The organism is Halioglobus sp. HI00S01 (genome assembly GCF_001635445.1).
GTDB lineage: Bacteria > Pseudomonadota > Gammaproteobacteria > Pseudomonadales > Halieaceae > Halioglobus > Halioglobus japonicus.
This window is the reverse complement of record NZ_LWEE01000254.1, coordinates 1-217: the sequence shown is the minus strand read 5'-3', so window position 1 is coordinate 217 and position 217 is coordinate 1. Positions and strand designations below refer to the sequence as shown.

Here is a 217-nt window from a genome sequence, read left to right as displayed (position 1 = left end):
AGAAAGGCCACCAGTGTTTCGTATTGGGTGCCGAACACTTTCAGGGCCTGAGCGCCGACGCCGGCTGCGCCCATAGTGTGGGCAAAGGTGTTCAGAATCAGAATGCTGGAGATGGATTCATCCAGATTCTCTTTGACGTTTTGGAGTGCTTTGGCACGTCGTGGTTTGTCAGTTTGTTGGCTGGCGACAAAACCCGGGGTGACCGAAAGCAGGACCG

The 217-nt window shown here is 54.8% G+C and carries 1 pseudogene; it reads right to left on the bottom strand.

The window, feature by feature from the left end:
• A pseudogene (locus A3709_RS24075) lies at positions 1–217 on the bottom strand (DUF21 domain-containing protein); the annotation flags it as partial.